The organism is Pseudomonas sp. Z1-12 (assembly GCF_051132015.1).
GTDB lineage: Bacteria > Pseudomonadota > Gammaproteobacteria > Pseudomonadales > Pseudomonadaceae > Aquipseudomonas > Aquipseudomonas zanjanensis.
Genome location: NZ_CP071647.1, coordinates 6,364,943 through 6,380,789, shown reverse-complemented (window position 1 = coordinate 6,380,789; position 15,847 = coordinate 6,364,943). Strand labels below are relative to the sequence as shown.

Annotated in this window: 16 protein-coding genes; 9 read left to right on the top strand and 7 right to left on the bottom strand. The window is 62.7% G+C overall.

Annotated elements, in window-relative coordinates; genetic code table 11:
• Positions 1-33: 33 nt before the first annotated feature.
• A complete protein-coding gene (locus J3P85_RS27960; protein ID WP_434704221.1) occupies positions 34-888 on the top strand; it encodes a sulfurtransferase in 855 nt (284 codons plus the stop codon).
• Between the two features lie 192 nt (positions 889-1,080).
• On the opposite strand, the gene J3P85_RS27955 is transcribed toward J3P85_RS27960, so the two are convergent.
• Genes J3P85_RS27955 through J3P85_RS27940 form a run of 4 tightly spaced genes read right to left on the bottom strand, consistent with a single transcriptional unit; the run spans position 1,081 to position 5,560 of the window.
• Positions 1,081-2,079 carry a hydrolase gene (locus J3P85_RS27955; RefSeq protein WP_434706432.1) on the bottom strand — a complete coding sequence of 333 codons (999 nt, stop codon included), beginning with the start codon at positions 2,077-2,079 and terminating at the stop codon, positions 1,081-1,083.
• 31 nt (positions 2,080-2,110) lie between these two features.
• Positions 2,111-2,722, bottom strand: a complete 612-nt coding sequence (gene rsmD / locus J3P85_RS27950) for a 16S rRNA (guanine(966)-N(2))-methyltransferase RsmD (protein WP_434704220.1) — start codon at positions 2,720-2,722, stop codon at positions 2,111-2,113.
• On the bottom strand, positions 2,722-4,212 hold the full coding sequence (locus J3P85_RS27945) for a M16 family metallopeptidase (protein WP_434704219.1): 1,491 nt from the start codon (positions 4,210-4,212) through the stop codon (positions 2,722-2,724). Before J3P85_RS27945 ends, rsmD begins: the two co-directional genes overlap by 1 nt.
• Positions 4,205-5,560 (bottom strand): M16 family metallopeptidase, encoded by a 1,356-nt coding sequence (locus tag J3P85_RS27940; RefSeq protein WP_434704218.1) that lies wholly within the window; start codon positions 5,558-5,560, stop codon positions 4,205-4,207. Before J3P85_RS27940 ends, J3P85_RS27945 begins: the two co-directional genes overlap by 8 nt.
• Positions 5,561-5,904: 344 nt before the next feature.
• On the opposite strand from J3P85_RS27940, the gene ftsY reads away from it, so the two are divergent.
• The 4 genes from ftsY (at position 5,905) to rpoH (ending at position 10,004) form a co-directional block, all read left to right on the top strand.
• On the top strand, positions 5,905-7,350 hold the full coding sequence (gene ftsY / locus J3P85_RS27935) for a signal recognition particle-docking protein FtsY (protein WP_434704217.1): 1,446 nt from the start codon (positions 5,905-5,907) through the stop codon (positions 7,348-7,350).
• Positions 7,347-8,018: a cell division ATP-binding protein FtsE gene (gene ftsE, locus J3P85_RS27930; protein WP_003177474.1), complete on the top strand. Its 672-nt coding sequence runs from the start codon at positions 7,347-7,349 to the stop codon at positions 8,016-8,018. The genes ftsY and ftsE overlap by 4 nt, the downstream gene beginning before the upstream one ends.
• Positions 8,015-9,037 carry a permease-like cell division protein FtsX gene (gene ftsX, locus J3P85_RS27925; protein ID WP_434704216.1) on the top strand — a complete coding sequence of 341 codons (1,023 nt, stop codon included), beginning with the start codon at positions 8,015-8,017 and terminating at the stop codon, positions 9,035-9,037. Before ftsE ends, ftsX begins: the two co-directional genes overlap by 4 nt.
• Before the next feature lie 112 nt (positions 9,038-9,149).
• The gene (rpoH, locus tag J3P85_RS27920; RefSeq protein WP_003177476.1) at positions 9,150-10,004 is read left to right on the top strand and encodes an RNA polymerase sigma factor RpoH; all 855 of its coding nucleotides are present in this window, start codon (positions 9,150-9,152) and stop codon (positions 10,002-10,004) included.
• A 193-nt stretch (positions 10,005-10,197) separates the two neighbouring features.
• On the opposite strand, the gene mtgA is transcribed toward rpoH, so the two are convergent.
• A complete protein-coding gene (gene mtgA, locus J3P85_RS27915; RefSeq protein WP_434704215.1) occupies positions 10,198-10,920 on the bottom strand; it encodes a monofunctional biosynthetic peptidoglycan transglycosylase in 723 nt (240 codons plus the stop codon).
• Between the two features lie 73 nt (positions 10,921-10,993).
• On the opposite strand from mtgA, the gene J3P85_RS27910 reads away from it, so the two are divergent.
• Complete coding sequence (locus tag J3P85_RS27910) at positions 10,994-11,365, top strand: DUF423 domain-containing protein (RefSeq protein ID WP_434704214.1); 372 nt, start codon at positions 10,994-10,996, stop codon at positions 11,363-11,365.
• A gap of 9 nt (positions 11,366-11,374) precedes the next feature.
• Here the strand turns inward: J3P85_RS27910 and J3P85_RS27905 are convergent, their stop codons facing one another.
• Entirely contained in the window at positions 11,375-13,366 is a 1,992-nt protein-coding gene (locus tag J3P85_RS27905) for an acyltransferase family protein (RefSeq protein WP_434704213.1), read from the bottom strand.
• A 218-nt stretch (positions 13,367-13,584) separates the two neighbouring features.
• Here J3P85_RS27905 and thiS point away from each other — a divergent pair, with 218 nt between their 5' ends.
• From thiS to trmB, 3 genes are read left to right on the top strand one after another with little or no spacing between them, the layout of a single operon-like run.
• Positions 13,585-13,785: a sulfur carrier protein ThiS gene (gene thiS, locus J3P85_RS27900; RefSeq protein WP_163006804.1), complete on the top strand. Its 201-nt coding sequence runs from the start codon at positions 13,585-13,587 to the stop codon at positions 13,783-13,785.
• 54 nt (positions 13,786-13,839) lie between these two features.
• Positions 13,840-14,634, top strand: coding sequence for a thiazole synthase (locus tag J3P85_RS27895; RefSeq protein WP_003177480.1), 795 nt, complete (start codon positions 13,840-13,842; stop codon positions 14,632-14,634).
• 9 nt (positions 14,635-14,643) lie between these two features.
• Positions 14,644-15,369: a tRNA (guanosine(46)-N7)-methyltransferase TrmB gene (gene trmB, locus J3P85_RS27890; protein WP_018609495.1), complete on the top strand. Its 726-nt coding sequence runs from the start codon at positions 14,644-14,646 to the stop codon at positions 15,367-15,369.
• A 145-nt stretch (positions 15,370-15,514) separates the two neighbouring features.
• Here the strand turns inward: trmB and J3P85_RS27885 are convergent, their stop codons facing one another.
• On the bottom strand, positions 15,515-15,838 hold the full coding sequence (locus J3P85_RS27885; protein WP_014340681.1) for a DUF3392 domain-containing protein: 324 nt from the start codon (positions 15,836-15,838) through the stop codon (positions 15,515-15,517).
• Positions 15,839-15,847: the final 9 nt, after the last annotated feature.

The following is a 15,847-nucleotide window of genomic DNA, read 5'->3' as shown; positions in this document are numbered from 1 at the left end:
AATCGATCCCCGATTCAGTCACAGGAGCTCACCATGCCCATCGCGCAACTCATCAGTCCCCAAGCCCTCGAACAGCGGCGATCCCAGCCCGGGCTGGTGATCCTCGACTGCCGTTTCGCCCTGGAAGACCCGGATTACGGTCAGCGCAGTTACGCCGAGGGCCACATTGCCGGGGCGTCGTTCGCAGACCTTGAGCGCGACTTGAGTGGAGCGGTGACCAAGGGCGTGACCGGACGTCATCCGTTGCCCGAGCCCGAGGCGTTGATCGAGCGTCTCAAGACTTGGGGGCTGGATAACGACAGCGAGGTCGTGCTGTACGACGACGGTCCCGGCGCCTATGCCGCGCGGGCCTGGTGGTTGCTGGCCTGGCTGGGCAAGCGCGACGGCGTGTACATCCTCGACGGTGGGCTCAAGGCCTGGCATGCCGCCGGCTTGCCCCTGAGTCTTGATCCGCCGCAGAACGGTCGTGGGACCTTCAGCGGTGCGCCGGACGCGAGTTTGTTGATCGATGCGCAAGCCCTGCAACAACGCCTTGGCGAGCCGGCCATGACCTTGCTGGATGCCCGGGCATTGCCGCGCTTCAAGGGCGAAGTCGAGCCAATCGACCCGATAGCCGGGCATATCCCGGGCGCCCAGTGCGCAGCGTTCACCGACAACCTGGGCGCCGATGGCCGCTTCCTGCCGGCCGAACGGCTCACGCAACGCTTCGCCGAAAAACTGGGCGAGCGTTCGCCCACCGAACTGGTGGCGTACTGCGGCTCCGGCGTGACGGCGTGTCATAACCTGTTTGCCTTGTGCCTGGCAGGCTATCCATTGGGGCGGCTGTATGCCGGTTCGTGGAGTGAATGGATCAATGATCCCCAGCGGGGCGTGGCGAAGGGTGAATAGCGAACACTCGGAATCAATAGGGGTGAACACCAGACTGGTGAACACCCCGGAAAAAATTGTGGGAGCGGGCTTGCTCGCGAAGACGGCGGTACATCCAACATTAATGCAATCTGACCCACCGCTTTCGCGAGCAAGCCCGCTCCCACAGGGGATTCGTTTTGTCTGCAGATCCTTTTACTGCCCTTGCCACGCTCAGCCGCGCTCCAGGCTGGCCAGCCAATGGGGAATCCGCCGCTCCAGGTAATACCCGGGGCGCCGCAAGGTTCCGTCGACAAACCCCACATGCCCACCCCGGGCATGCAATTCAATCCGGGTCGAGGCCGATAATTCGCCCGGTTCGGGCAGGCTGTGGGGGAATATAAAAGGATCATCGGCGGCCTGGATGACCAGGGTCGGCGTGCTGATACTTGCCATGAAATAGCGGCTGGAGGCGCGGCGGTAGTAATCCGCTGCATCGGAGAACCCATGCAGCGGCGCCGTTACCCGGCCGTCAAAGTCCCAGAAGGTGCGCATGTTCTCCAGCGGACCCAGCGCCGCCAGGGTCGCCAGGCCTTCGTGACGTCCGTCGTGCTGGAACTGGCGCTGCTTGTTGCGCACATAGGCCACCAGTTGCCGCATGAAATGGGCCTGGTAGAGCTTGGAAAAACCCTGGCCGATGCGATCGGCGCACTGGTCGAGACGAAACGGTACCGAGACCGCCACCGCCCCTTGCAACTGGCTGTCGCCGGCGGTTTCTCCCAGGTGCTTGAGCAACACATTGCCGCCCAACGAATAGCCCACCGCAAACAGCGGAGCCAAGGGCCGTCGGGCGCGCAAGTGGGCAATGGCGGCGGCCAGGTCTTCACTGACGCCCGAGTGATAGCTGCGGGGCAACAGGTTCGGCTCCCCCGAGCAGCCGCGCCAGTTCAACGCCGCACTGGCCCAGCCCTGGCGACCGAGCGCCTGCTGCAACCCGGCCACGTAGGGCGAGTTGGAAGAGCCGGTCAGCCCGTGCAGCACCAGCACCAAGGGTGCCTCGGCGCTGTGGGGGCCATGCCAGTCGAGGTCGAGGAAATCACCGTCTTCCAACCACAAGCGCTCGCGTTGGCGCGCGATGTGGGTGGTCGGGCGCCACAAGGGGCCCCACAAGGTTTGCAGGTGCGGATTGCCAAGGCCCGGAGCAGGGACGAAACGTTCAGGTGCGGCGGACATCATTATTATTCTCGATGTACGGGTCAGCCGTTCAGCCCATGTCCTTTGTCAAACGCTGCCACAACGCGTAATACACCCGTCCGGATTTCTGCTCGCGGTGCAAGCGCCAGTTGCCCGGCAAGCCCAGGGTGGACGGGGCGGTCTCGCTTTCAGTGTAGACCCAGGCATCCTCGGCCAGCCACTGGCGTTCTTCGAGCAAGGCGCAGACCGTCGGCAACAGGTTCTGGTTGAACGGCGGGTCGAGGAACACCAGGTCGAAAGGCGTTGCCGGTTGGCTGTCGAGGTAGCGCAGCGCATCGGCGGTTTGCACCTGGCCGACGGTGCAGCGCAGGGTGCCCAGGTGTTCCTTCAGGCTGGAGACCGCCAGATTGCTGGCGTCCAGGGCCTGGCCCATGGCGGCGCCACGGGACAGGGCTTCGAGAAACAGCGCGCCGCTGCCGGCGAACGGGTCGAGTACCCGGGCACCCGCCACATAGGGCGCGAGCCAGTTGAACAGGGTTTCCCGCACGCGGTCCGGGGTCGGGCGCAGGCCCGGGGCATCCGGGAAGCTCAGGCGCCGGCTGCGCCATTCGCCGCCGATGATGCGCAACAGGTTCACACCGTTGTGCACGGGTTTCTTGCTGGAATTGGATGGGCGGGCCATTAGTGCTCCGGAACCCCGAGCGGCTGCTCGGCAGGTTTGTCAGTGGGGGGCGGCAACGGCTTTTGCGGCACGCTCGGGCCGGCGGTGACGATAACCATCTTGTCGGTGCTCAGGTGTTTGTTCAGCGCGGCCTTGACCTGCTCGACGGTCAGTTCCTGGGACTGGCGCATGAAGTCCTCCAGGTAGCTCAGCGGCAAGTCATAGAACCCCATGGCGCCGAGCTGGCCGACGATGTCGGCGTTGCTGGCGGTGGACAGCGGGAAGCTACCGGCCAGCTCGCGCTTGGCGTCATCGAGTTCTTTTTGGGTCGGACCGTTCTTGAGGTAGTCGGCGAACACGTCCTGCACCAGTTTCAAGGTGCCTTCGCTCATCTCTGCACGGGTTTGCAAATTGATCATGAACGGGCCGCGGGCCTGCATCGCCGTAAAGCCGGAGTACACGCCGTAGGTCAGGCCGCGCTTTTCGCGAACTTCAGTCATCAACCGCGTGCCGAAGCCACCGCCGCCGAGAATCTGGTTGCCCAGGGACACGGCGGCATAGTCCGGATCGTCGCGGTCGATGCCCAGTTGCGCGAGCATCAGGTTGGTCTGCTTGGACGGAAATTCGATGTGACCGATGCTCGCCTTCGGCTCCACCGGTGGCGGGGTTTTCGCCAGGGCCTGGCCTTTGGGCAGCGCGGTGGAAACCTGGTTGGCAATCGCTTCTGCTTCGGCGCGGGACAAGTCCCCCACCAGTGCGATCACGGCGTTGCCGGCGGCATAGGCCTTGGCGTGGAACGCCCGGGCCTGGGCCAGGGTGATCGGTGGAATGCTCTCGGCGGTGCCGTCGCTGGAGTGGGCATAAGGATGCTCGCCGTACAGGCGCTTCATCAGTTCCAGGCCCGCCAGTTTGCCGGGGTTCTGCTTCTGGTACTCGAAGCCGGCCAGCATCTGGTTCTTGATACGGGCAAAGGAGTCGGCGGGGAAGGTCGGTTTGCCGACGACTTCGGCGAACAGCTTCAAGGCAGGCTCACGTTTGTCGACCACACTGAGGCTGCGCAGGGACGCCACGGCCATGTCCCGGTAGGCACCGTTGCCGAAGTCCGCGCCGAGGCTTTCGAAGCCTTGGGCAATGGCGCTGACGTCCTTGCCGGCCACGCCTTCGTTGAGCATGGCGTTGGTCAGCAGGGCGAGGCCGGGGGCGTCGCCGTCCTGGCTGCTGCCAGCGGCGAAGGTCAGGCGCAGGTCGAACATCGGCAATTCCCGGGCTTCGACGAACAGCACCTTGGCGCCGTCGGCGGTTTTCCAGGTTTGCACGTCGAGCTGGCGCCGGCTGGGCGCCTTGTCGTTCAGTTCAGCCAAGGATTGCAGCTTGTTGCCGGACTTGGCCTTGTCCAAGGCCTGGCTGGCGTTGGAGTCGCTGGACGGCGTCAGGTAAAAGGCCAGGGCGCAGGCCAGGGCGATCGACACCAGGCCGATCGGCACCAGGCGCGATGATTTGCGCTCACTCATGAGCTTTCTCCTCGGGCAGGATGTGCGCAACGCTTAGACGCGAGCGGGTGAAATACAGCTGGGCTGCCTTCTGGATGTCCTGCGGGGTCACGCTTTGCAGTTCGGCGAGTTCGGTGTCCATCAGCTTCCAGGACAAACCGACGGTTTCCAGCTGGCCGATGGCGGTGGCCTGGCTGGTGATCGAATCGCGCTCATACACCAGGCCGGCGATGACCTGGGCGCGTACGCGTTCCAGTTCCTCGGCAGTCGGGGCGGTGGTTTTCAACTGATCGAGCAAGCGCCACAGGCCGGCTTCGGCCTGGGCCAGGGTTTTGTTTTTCTGCGTGTTGGGCGTTGCCGACAAAGTGAACAGCGTGTCGCCACGGGTGTAGGCGTCGTAGCTCGACGAACCGCCGGACACCAATTCTTCACCGCGCTCCAGCTGGGTCGGGATCCGGCCGCTGTAGCCGCCGTCCAGCAAGGCCGAGATCAGCCGCAGGGCGTTGACCGACGCCTTGTCTGTCGCGGTGGCGATGCTGGGCACGTTGAACGCCAGCATCACGCTGGGCAGTTGGGTCTGCACATGCAGGGTGATCTGGCGCTCGCCGGGTTCGGCCAGCTCCAGGGGGATTTTCGCGACCGGCACCGCGCGCCGGGCAATCGGGCCGAAATAACGCTGGGCCAGGGACTTGACCTCATCCGGCGTTACGTCGCCAACCACCACCAGGGTCGCGTTGTTCGGGGTGTACCAGGATTGGTACCAGTGACGCAGCTCTTCGACGGTCATCCGGTCCAGGTCGGCCATCCAGCCGATGGTCGGCGTGTGGTAGCCGCTGGCCGGGTAAGCCATGGCCTTGAAGCGCTCGTAGGCCTTGGACATGGGCTTGTCGTCGGTGCGCATGCGCCGCTCTTCCTTGATCACCTCGATCTCGCGGCTGAATTCCTCCGGCGGCAGGCGCAGGCTGGCCATGCGATCGGCTTCCAATTCGAAGGCCACGCCCAGGCGGTCACGGGCCAGCACCTGGTAGTAGGCGGTGAAGTCATCGCTGGTAAAGGCGTTCTCTTCGGCACCGAGGTCGCGCAGGATCAGCGACGCTTCGCCGGGGCCGACTTTTTCACTGCCCTTGAACATCATGTGTTCGAGGGCATGGGACAAACCGGTCTGGCCTGGCGTTTCGTAGCTGGAGCCCACCTTGTACCAGACCTGGGACACCACCACCGGCGCGCGATGGTCTTCGCGCACGACGACCTTCAGGCCGTTGTCGAGGGTGAATTCATGGGTGGGTTGTGGGTCGGCAGCCAAGGCTGAAAAGGGCAGACAAACTGTGCTGAGCAGCAGGCCTGCGGCGCGGCGGGCAAGAGCATTCATTCGTGTTTAAACCTGTTGGGTTGCCCGCTAGGTCTTAGCGTCGGCGGGCGAGAGGGTGCTAGGATACTGATCCGTTTTACTGGCGGCCACGCCTATCGGGCCTTTTATCGGCCCGGGGTTGTCTGGGTTCTCCGGAGAAACGTTGGGTTTGCTCGTTGATCCCGGCGTTTTCGCCGATGATGCCGTATCAGTCCTTCGAAAAAATCGACTTTGAGGCGTCCTGGGGACGCTTCGACAAAATGTTGCGCATGAACAAGCTGGATGAAACGCAGTCTGTTCAGCATCGAATATTTATCACCGAGGCGCCCTCGTGGCGCGTCGCTACCGTGAGATAGCCGTCCTCCATGTTTGGTTCCAACGACGACAAGAAGCCCCCAGCTGCGGCTGGCGAGAAAAAAAGCCTGTTCGGATGGCTGCGCAAGAAGCCGCAGGAAACCGTCGTCGAACAGCCAGAAGCGCTGCCTGAGCCCGCCGCCGAGACAGTGGCCGAAGAGGCCGCGCCCATCGTCCTGCCGATCGCCGAGCCGGTGCTGCAGCCGGTCGAGCCTGAGCCTGAAGCCGCGCCTGAGCCAGTGGCCGAACAGCCGCTGACCCCGCCGGCCGGGCAGACCCCTTGGCTGACCTTGCCGGTGGCGGAAGAACCGGTTGCGCTGGTCGAAGATGAGGCTGCGCATACCCCGCCACCGATTCCGGCAACGACGCAACCTGTCGAGAAGCCGGTCGAGACGCCGGTTGCCGAAGCGCCAGCGTCCGTCATTACGCCCGCCGCGCCTCAACCCGTTCCTGAACCAGAGCCAGAGCCTGCTCCGGCTGTGGTTCCGACTCCGGCCGAGCCGCCACGCACGGCCGAAGAAAACAAGGTCGGCTTCTTCGCCCGCCTCAAGCAGGGCCTGTCCAAGACCAGCGCCAGCATCGGCGAAGGCATGGCCAGCCTGTTCCTGGGCAAGAAAGTCATCGATGACGAATTGCTGGAAGACATCGAAACCCGCCTGCTGACCGCCGATGTCGGTGTCGAGGCCACGTCGGTGATCATCCAGAGCCTGACCCAGAAGGTCGCGCGCAAGCAGCTGACCGATGCCGATGCCCTGTACAAATCCCTGCAAGGCGAGCTGACCAGCCTGCTCAAGCCGGTGGAAAAACCCCTGGTCGTTGCCTCGCAGAACAAGCCGTTCGTGATCCTGGTCGTTGGCGTCAACGGCGCCGGCAAGACCACCACCATCGGCAAGCTGGCCAAGAAGCTGCAGCTCGAAGGCAAGAAAGTCATGCTGGCCGCGGGCGACACCTTCCGCGCCGCCGCGGTCGAACAGCTGCAAGTGTGGGGCGAACGCAACAAGATCCCGGTGATCGCCCAGCACACCGGTGCCGACTCCGCCTCGGTGATCTTTGACGCCGTACAAGCGGCCAAGGCCCGTGGCATCGATGTGCTGATCGCCGACACTGCCGGTCGCTTGCACACCAAAGACAACCTGATGGAAGAATTGAAAAAGGTGCGCCGGGTGATCGGCAAGCTCGACGCCGACGCGCCCCACGAGGTGCTGCTGGTACTGGACGCCGGTACCGGCCAGAACGCCATCAACCAGGCCAAGCAATTCAACCAGACTGTCGAACTGACCGGGCTGGCCCTGACCAAGCTCGACGGCACGGCCAAGGGCGGGGTGATCTTCGCCCTGGCCAAGCAGTTCGGCCTGCCCATTCGCTACATCGGCGTGGGCGAAGGCATCGACGATTTGCGCACCTTTGAAGCTGAGCCCTTTGTCCAGGCACTGTTTGCCGAGCGGGAGCATTCATGATTCGTTTCGAACAGGTCGGTAAACGCTATCCGAACGGTCACGTCGGCTTGCATGAGCTGAGCTTTCGGGTCCGTCGGGGCGAGTTTCTGTTTGTCACCGGCCATTCCGGCGCCGGTAAAAGTACCCTGCTGCGCCTGTTGCTGGCGATGGAACGACCGTCCACTGGCAAACTGCTGCTGGCCGGCCAGGACCTGAGCACCATCAGCAATGCCCAGATCCCCTACCTGCGGCGGCAGATCGGCGTGGTGTTCCAGAATCACCAATTGCTGTTCGACCGCACGGTGTTCAACAACGTGGCGTTGCCGTTGCAGATCCTCGGCTTGTCCAAGGCCGAGATCATCAAGCGCGTGGACTCGGCCCTGGAGCGCGTGGCCCTGTCGGACAAGACCGACCTGTACCCAGGCGACCTGTCCACCGGCCAGCAACAGCGCGTCGGCATCGCCCGCGCCATCGTCCATCGCCCGGCCTTGCTGCTGGCGGACGAACCCACCGGTAACCTCGACCCGCGCCTGGCGGCGGAAATCATGGGCGTGTTCGAAGACATCAACCGCTTGGGCACCAGCGTGCTGATCGCCAGTCACGACCTGGCACTGATCGCGCGCATGCGTCACCGCATGCTCACCTTGCAACGCGGTCGACTGATCGGTGACGGGGAGGCCGGCGTATGAGTGCTACTCGCAGCCCGAAAGTGGCCGAACGCGTGGCCCCGAAGGCATCCGATCCGCAGCCGCAAAAGAAAAAGCGCGACGATGACGACGGCCCGGACTTCGCCACACTGCTGCGCGCCTGGATCGAAAGCCATCGCGCCAGCCTGCTGGACAGCCTGCGGCGCCTGGGCAAGCAGCCCATCGGCAGCTTCTTTACCTGCATGGTGATGGCGGTTGCCTTGAGCCTGCCCATGGGGCTGTCATTATTGCTAAACAATGTGGAGCGCCTCGGCGGTTCCTGGCAGCGCGCCGCGCAGATTTCCCTCTACCTGCAGATGGACGCCAGCCCTGGTGAAGGCCAGGCGTTGCGTGAGCAAATCAAGGCCCTGCCCGGCGTGTCTGATGCCGAATACATCGGGCGCGAACAGGCGCTGGAGGAATTCCAGCAGCAGTCCGGCCTGGGCGATGCCCTCAAGGAGTTGCCGGAGAATCCGCTGCCAGGCGTGGTGCTGGTGACGCCGAACGAGGTCGACAAGCCGGCCCTTGAAGCATTAAGACAAAGACTTTCCGAGTTGCCGAAGGTACAACAGGCGCAACTTGATCTAGTCTGGGTCGAGCGTCTGGCGGCGATCCTTAAGCTGGGCGACCGGTTTGTCTTCGGTCTGACGGTGCTGCTGGTTTCTGCATTACTTTTGGTGATAGGCAATACCATTCGTCTTCATATTGAAAACCGCCGCACCGAGATAGAAGTGATTAAACTCGTCGGCGGTACGGACAGTTATGTACGCAGGCCCTTCCTTTATATGGGGGCGCTGTATGGCTTCGGTGCCGGCATTCTGTCTTGGGGCGTATTGGCGTTTGGCCTGGACTGGCTGAACGATGCGGTAGTGGGGCTGGCCGGTTTGTACGGCAGTGATTTCTCGCTGGCCGGAGTGCCAGTCGCCGACGGTCTGTCGCTCTTGCTTGGCGCGGTGCTGTTGGGTTATATCGGTGCATGGATTGCGGTCGCACGCCACTTGCGTGAGCTTGCGCCAAAATAGTGTTTTTTGCGCGTATTGACCTTTCGGTTTTTGTGGGAACTTGTCCTACGGTTCCCGGTCAATTTTCGCAGTGCTGAACTGCACGAGTTATGTAAGTTGGAGGTTTTTTCGTATGACCACTTCTTTGCAACCTGCTTATGCTCTGGTCCCGGGTGCGAACCTGGAGGCCTATGTGCACACGGTCAACAGCATCCCGCTGCTGACCCCCGAGCAGGAGCGTGAACTGGCCGAGAGTCTCTACTATGAGCAGGATCTTGAGGCGGCTCGGCAGATGGTGCTCGCCCACCTGCGTTTTGTCGTACATATCGCCCGCAGCTATTCCGGCTACGGGCTGGCCCAGGCCGACCTGATCCAGGAAGGCAACGTTGGCCTGATGAAGGCGGTCAAGCGTTTCAACCCGGAAATGGGTGTACGCCTGGTGTCGTTTGCCGTGCACTGGATCAAGGCGGAAATCCACGAGTTCATCTTGCGCAACTGGCGCATCGTGAAAGTCGCGACCACCAAGGCCCAGCGCAAGCTGTTTTTCAACCTGCGCAGCCAGAAGAAGCGTCTGGCCTGGCTGAACAACGAGGAAGTCCATCGCGTTGCCGAAAGCCTGGGCGTGGAGCCTCGGGAAGTGCGCGAGATGGAAAGCCGCCTGACCGGCCATGACATGGCCTTCGACCCGGCCGCCGAAGCGGACGACGACAGCGCTTTCCAATCGCCGGCCAACTACTTGGAAGACCACCGGTACGACCCGGCGCGTCAACTGGAAGACGCCGACTGGAGCGACAACTCCAACACCAACCTGCACGAAGCACTGGAAGTGCTGGACGAGCGCAGCCGCGACATCCTTTACCAGCGCTGGCTGGCCGAGGAAAAAGCCACGCTGCACGACCTGGCGCAGAAGTACAACGTGTCGGCCGAGCGGATTCGCCAGCTTGAGAAGAGCGCGATGAACAAGCTCAAGGTCTCGATCGCGGCTTGACCTGCGATAGCGACAATAAAAAACGCCCCGATCAGTGATGATCGGGGCGTTTTTTTGTGCTCGATGTTGGATTCGCCCCGGGTCCCTTGTGGGAGCGAGCTTGCTCGCGATGGCGGTGGGTCAGTCGACATCTCTGCTGAGTGCTCAATTGTCATCGCGAGCAAGCTCGCTCCCACAGGGGTATTCAGTGCTGCTACTGCGCCCAAGGCGCCCGCCGCGCCCGATCGAGCTCCAGCAAATAACCGGCGCCCCCCAGCTGGCTCATCTGCTGGCGAATCCAACCCGCTCGCCGTAGCACGTAGGGGCTCGGCCGGCTTGCGCTCCATTTTCGCGGGTTGGGCAACACCGCCGCCAACAGGCTGGCCTGTTGCCGGGACAATGCCCCCGCGCCCACGCGAAAGTGATGCCGCGCCGCCGCTTCCGCTCCAAACACGCCGTCGTCCCACTCCACGCTATTGAGGTACACCTCGAGGATCCGCTGCTTGGGCCAGAACATTTCGATCAGCGCGGTGAACCAGGCCTCCAGGCCTTTGCGCAGCCAGCTGCGCCCCGACCACAGGAACAGGTTTTTCGAGACTTGCTGGCTGAGCGTGCTGGCGCCGCGAATCGAACCGCCACGGCCATTGTGGGCGAAGGCAGCCTGGATCGCGCCGATGTCGAAGCCCCAGTGTTCGGGGAATTTCTGGTCTTCGCCAGCAATTACCGCAACCTTGAGGCTGTCGGATATCTGGTCCCAAGGTTGCCAGTCGCGCTGCAGGTCGATCGGCTCGCCGTTGAACCAGGATTCAACCTTGCGCTCGATCATCAGCGCGGTGAACGGTGGCGGCACCACGCGAAACAGCAGCACCAGCACAACGCTGCCGACGGCGAACCAGAGCAGGGCTTTAAGGAATCGTCGAAACAATGTACGCAGCATAGAGATGGCTTGGCCGAACCCGTCGAGCGGGCCATTATACAGACCCTGCCCACCGAGTCTGACTGGAGTTCCCATGTTGCGTAGCTTTCTGATGCTGGCGGCTTTTTTCGGCTTCACCGGCGTCGCCCTGGGAGCATTTGCCGCCCATGGCCTGAAAAACCGCCTGAGCGCCGATTACCTGGCGATTTTCCACACCGGCGTCACCTACCAACTGGTCCACACCCTGGCGTTGCTGGGCGTTGCGCTGCTGGCCACGCATATTCCCGGTCGCATCGTCATCTGGGCCGGGGTTTCATTTGTGGTTGGCATCCTGTTGTTCTCCGGCAGCCTGTACCTGCTGACGCTCACGGGTATCAGCAAGCTGGGCATCATTACCCCGTTCGGCGGCGTAGCGTTCCTGATCGGCTGGTTGTGCCTGGGCCTTGCCGCCTGGCGCCTGAATTGACGGTAGAGGTCAACTGGCGTTCTTCCAGCCATTGAGCAACGTTTGTGTGAAGGACGGCGCAAGGACGCGGTTGCCGTGCCCACTCAAGTGGTCGGCATCGCGGAAGAGTGGTTTATCGTCGTCGTAGGCAGAGCAGGTCGCGCCTGGGCACAACAGGGGGAGCGGGTCCCAGACAAGCAGCATCGGATACTGGCCGGTCAAATGATCGAGCAGGGTCATTTGCGCCGTTCGCAGTTGCTCGATGTGTTGCCGCGCGATGGTGAATCCCGGGGTGCAGATCGGATTCATCCGGTTGAACCAGTCCGAACAGCGATAGGGCGGCGCCTTGAACAGAGGCATGGGCGCATTGATCAGTACCCGCACGTTGGCGGCCATCAAGCGTGTCAGCACCGCTTCGGCGGCAATCCGGGCGCCTTCAATCTGTTCGGACGTCAGCTCGGAAAGGGCGTCCCCCCATGCTTCCTCTTCGCTGCGAGCCCAGTCGCGCCCAGCCAGCTCCGGCATTCGCAGCGACGCCAGGAACACAATGTCACCGGGTCTTGCCCGTGCTTCGATGTCGCTCAGGGCCTTTTCCCGAGCTCGGGCGCAGACACCTTGCGGATTGGGCGCCATGAGGCTGACCACCGCGCAGCCGCCGCGTTCATATTCCCGAACCTTGAAGCCGAGTTGCCGTGATGCGAGGCTGAGCATGGTGCGATAGGCCGCCGCGTGAGAATCGCCGATCACGAACAATTGGCGGCCCTGCAAGGGTGGGTTCTGGACGGGTTCGTCGACGGAGCGTTGTGGCAGTCGCCTGGAGAACCAGGTGTAGGTATCCCGGGTCTGGCTGAGTGAAAGGGCCTGGGGATTTTCGCTGACCCAGCGTGCGCCGGACCAGCCCAGGCCGATGGCTGCCAGGCAAGAGGCAATCGTGATCCAGGCGCGGCGTTGGAACAGCGAATGGCCGTTGCGCAAGGGTGTTTCGACCCAATGGTAGGACGCTGCGGCAAGCGCCATGACGATCAGCGGGTAGGCCAACTGTACCGCCAGTTGCTCCAGGCCCGTGGTCCAGCGCAGGAACACCAGCACCGGCCAGTGCCACAGGTACAACGAGTAGGACAGTTTGCCGACATAGACGACGGGCGCCGATTGCAGCAGGCGCCGGGGCAGGAAGTGATCGTGGGTTTTCTGGACCAGGGCGGTGAGGATCAGCACAGTGCCGCAAACCGTCAGCAGCGCCCAAGGGAAGGGAAACTGGTTTTTATCGGCGAGGAACAGTCCGCCAGTGACCAGCGCGAAGCCCGCGAGCAGCACGACCCGGCTTGCGGCCGTTGAATGCAGCGTAAAGCGCCCCGTAGCCATCAACTGGAAAAGCGTCGCGCCGGCGGCCAGTTCCCAGAACCGACTGGGCAACAGGTAAAACGCCTCGAGCGGATTTACCCGGGTCTGCAGGGCGCTGAACGCCAGCGATGCCAATGCCAGCAGGGGCAGCAAGGCCCAGGCGAGCCGGCTGTATTGCCGGTAGCGCAACCAGATGAAATAGAGGAATGGAAAGACCAGGTAGAACTGCTCTTCCACCGCCAACGTCCAGGTATGGGTATAGGGGTTGAGCAGGGTGGACGGGGCGAAGTAGGTGTCGGTGTTCCAGGCCAGCACAAAATTGCTCAGGCCGAAGAAGGCGGCCAGCCCGGTACGGTCATTCTGCTGGCTGAGCCAGGCTTGGGGCACGAACATCGCCGAAAGCAGGCTAAAAACCAGAAGAACCAAGAGCAGCGCGGGCACGATACGCAGGAACCGGCGGCGATAAAAATCCATCAGGAAGGCTGGAAAGCGAAGGTGGGCGCGAGCGGACAGCGACTGGCTGATCACGTAGCCGGAGATGACGAAAAAGATGTCGACGCCGGTAAATCCACCGGGCAGTACGTTCAGGAAGTCCGCGTGGAAAACGATCACGCTCAGGACTGCAACGGCGCGCAGGCCGTCGATGGCGGGGTTATTCGGCGTTGGATGGAGGTTGGGCACAGGCTCCTCACACGCGTTATTCGATCAGGTCTAGCTCAAGGCAACGAATATAGGAGGCTTGGACGGGTGCTTGAACCCTGGAGTTGTTTCCGGATTGTTCCGGGCCTGCCGCCTGGCGGCTGGGCTGACCAGCAAGTCCATTTCATGACGAATGGCTTGGGTCACCCAGACTGATCGGGCTAGAATGCCAGCCCCTAAAAATGATGGCGGCATCCGGCATGCGCATTCAGTTGAACGGCGAACCCCTTGAACTGCCCGACGGTGAAACCGTTGCGGCCCTGCTGACCCGTCTGGAACTCACCGGACGCCGCGTCGCGGTGGAACTCAATCTGGATATCGTCCCGCGCAGCCAGCACGCCGAAACCACGTTGAACGACGGCGACAGCGTCGAAGTGGTCCACGCCATCGGTGGCGGCTAGTCGCCTCGGTTTCGCAGCCTTTCGCAAGAACCTCACCCCTACAGAGGATTTCCCATGAGCATCGTTCGTAGCGACAAGCCCTTCGTCCTGGCCGGTCGTACCTACCAGTCGCGCTTGCTGGTAGGCACCGGCAAATACCGCGACATGGAAGAAACCCGCCTGGCCATCGAGGCCTCGGGCGCCGAGATCGTGACCGTCGCCGTGCGCCGGACCAACATCGGCCAGAACCCGGGCGAACCGAACCTGCTGGATATCCTGCCGCCGGATCGCTACACCATCCTGCCCAACACCGCCGGTTGCTTCGACGCCATCGAGGCCGTGCGCACCTGCCGCCTGGCCCGTGAGCTGCTCGACGGCCACAACCTGGTGAAGCTGGAAGTGCTGGCGGACCAGAAGACCTTGTTCCCCAACGTGATCGAAACCCTCAAGGCCGCCGAGACCCTGGTCAAGGAAGGTTTCGACGTGATGGTCTACACCAGCGACGACCCGATCATCGCCCGTCAACTGGCGGAAATCGGCTGCATCGCGGTCATGCCGCTGGCCGGCCTGATCGGCACTGGCCTGGGGATCTGCAACCCGTACAACCTGCAGATCATCCTGGAAGAAGCCAAGATCCCGGTGTTGGTGGATGCCGGTGTCGGTACCGCCTCTGACGCCACCATTGCCATGGAACTGGGTTGCGAAGCGGTGCTGATGAACTCGGCCATCGCCCACGCCCAGCAGCCGATCCTGATGGCCGAAGCCATGAAACACGCCATCGTCGCCGGTCGCCTGGCGTACCTGGCCGGGCGCATGCCGAAAAAACTTTACGCCAGCGCCTCCTCGCCGCTGGATGGTCTGATCAAGTAAGAGCCATTGATGACTGAATCGAACGACACGCCGGTCCTGCCGGAAGAAGGCGAAGAGCGCCAGCACCGCCGCATCAAGAGTTTCGTGATGCGCGCCGGGCGCATGACTGAAGGCCAGCAGCGCGGCCTGGAGCAAGGCGCGCCACTGTTTGTCCTGCCCCTGGCCGATGCGCCGGTGGATTTTGACCAGGTCTTCGGCCGCTCGGCCCCGCGCTCGCTGGAAATCGGCTTTGGCATGGGCCACTCGTTGTTGGAAATGGCCGCCGCTTCACCTGAGCAGGATTTCATTGGTGTGGAAGTCCACCGTCCAGGCGTCGGTGCGCTGCTCAATGGCGTGCTGACCCAAGGGTTGACCAACCTGCGGGTCTACGATTGCGACGCCATCGAAGTGCTCAACCGCTGCGTGGCCGATAACAGTCTCGATCGGCTGATGCTGTTCTTCCCGGATCCCTGGCACAAAAGCCGCCACCACAAGCGCCGGATCGTCCAGGCGTCGTTCGCTGAGCTGGTGCGTAGCAAGTTGAAGGTCGGCGGGGTGCTGCACATGGCCACCGACTGGGAGCCCTACGCCGAGTACATGCTGGAAGTGATGAACGTCGCCCCGGGTTATCGCAACCTGGCCGAAGACGGCAAGTGCGTGCCGCGACCGGCCGAACGGCCGATCACCAAGTTCGAGCGCCGTGGCGAACGGCTTGGGCATGGGGTGTGGGATTTGAAGTTCGAGAAATTGGCGTAAACACCACAAGACCCATAGTGAAATGGGACCCCCTGTGGGAGCGAGCTTGCTCGCGATGAGGGCATGACATTCAACATCAATGTTGACTGTTACACCGCCATCGCGAGCAAGCTCGCTCCCACAGTTGTTTTTGGTTGTGACTGAATCAGCGGCGGTCAGCCACCACCCCAATCAACACCAGCACCACCAACAAAACCGGCGCAAGACTGTAGTTGTTGAACTGGCTCAAGCCCCTGACGATCCATGGCGTGGCATAGATCAGCGCCGCGCCGCTGCCGATCATGCACAGCAGGGCGATCAAGGGCACGCGCAAGGCGCCGGCGATGCTGCCCAGGCGCTGTTCGACCCAGCCCTTGATGTCGGCACCAAACAGCACCAGCAAACAGCCTACCAATGCCAGGGAGATTTCCGACAGGTTGCTGCGGCTCCAGCGGGACACGGTGGCCAGCAGGTCGAGTACCAGATCCATTCGATTTCC